General features: G+C 63.0%; 1 protein-coding gene. It reads right to left on the reverse strand.

Translation table 11 applies throughout. The features are described 5' to 3' along the window. Nucleotides 1-97: 97 nt before the first annotated feature. Nucleotides 98-1,225, reverse strand: a complete 1,128-nt coding sequence (locus HT737_RS18775; RefSeq protein WP_182403620.1) for a sensor histidine kinase — start codon at nt 1,223-1,225, stop codon at nt 98-100. Between the last annotated feature and the right edge of the window lie 114 nt (nt 1,226-1,339).

The following is a 1,339-nucleotide window of genomic DNA, read 5'->3' on the forward strand; positions in this document are numbered from 1 at the left end:
CTCCCACAAGGAACTATGTCGTACACAAAGTTTGTATTCGACGCCGGATCTGTGGGAGCTGGCTTGCCAGCGATGAATTCACCGCAGATTTTCCTGCTTAAACCTTTCTCGGCAACACCACACTGAACAGCGTCCCGTCAGCCTCGCTCGAGCTGACGTCGATCGTCCCGCCATGGGCGCTCACCACTTCCTTGACGATGAACAAGCCCAACCCGAGGCTGGTCGACGGCTGCCCGAGTTCTTCGTCGGCGCTGCGCACCAGCGGGTCGAAAATCGTGCCGATCGCCTCTTCGGAAATCGGTGTGCCGTAGTTGTGCACCGACAGGTACACATTGTCGTCCTCGCCACGCAGATCAAGGGTCACGTCGCGCTGGCTGGTGCCGTGCTGCAAGGCGTTGCCGATCAGGTTTTGCAGGAGCTGGTCGATTCGCCCGGCGTCCCACACCCCACGGGTGTCGCCGTGCACCGTGAGCTTCGGATCGGATAGCGGATTACCGGCGCAGGCTTCGGCAATCGCCGCCCGCGCCGCAACGGCCAGGTCCATCGCCGCCGGCTCGATCGGCAGGCTACGGCCCAGGCGACTGCGCACCAGCTCCAACAGGTCGCTGACCATCGCCGCCATGTGCCGCGCTCCGCGCTTGATGTGCAAGGCACAGGCCAGCGCATCGCCCTCGAGGCTGGATTTACGCAGCAGCAGTTCGGTGGACATGCTCACCGCCTGCAGCGGCGCGCGCAGGTCATGGCCGAGGATGGCGAGGAAAATGTCGCGCGAGCGGTTGACCTGCTCGGCGTAGGCAGCGGTGGATTCGGCGAGGGCTTCGTCGATGGCTTCGTTGAAGCGGATCATGTCCTGGAAATAGGCCACGTCCGGCGACTCAAGGCTGTCGACCCACAGGCGGATCACACAGGCGCGCAAATGGCGGAATTCGCTGGTCATCTGCACCAGATCGAAACCGACGGTGTGGCGCAGCTCGCCATGGCTGGCGCCGGCCTCGTCCAGGCTTGGGGTCTTTTCCGGGCCTTCGCCCTTGGCTTTGGCAGCCTGTTCGGCGGGGCTCTGTGGCTTGCTCATGTCGCGGGCGGCGGCCCGTAGAATCTCGCTGGCGTGATCGCGCAGCGCAGTGGAATCCAGATGGTCGGCCGCCGGCGTAATGGTCGCGGCGAACTGTTCCCATTCATCGACGATAGGCTCGATGTTGGCCAGGATGAACTCGGAAAGACGCATGGGCAGTTCCTGAAAATAGGCGGAGCGAATCGAATATTAGCCCCTTTGGCGGGAAATACACGACCGTTTGCACATCGGTTTTCCTGCCCCATGAAAAAGGCCCCCGGCCCGTGC

The sequence above is a fragment of the Pseudomonas sp. MD195_PC81_125 genome, from assembly GCF_014060985.1.
Classification (GTDB): Bacteria; Pseudomonadota; Gammaproteobacteria; order Pseudomonadales; family Pseudomonadaceae; genus Aquipseudomonas; species Aquipseudomonas parakoreensis.

Excerpts from the sequence above, each read along its gene's own strand:
- HT737_RS18775 (WP_182403620.1), bottom strand. The coding sequence starts at position 1,225 with ATGCGTCTTTCCGAGTTCATCCTGGCCAACATCGAGCCTATCGTCGAT.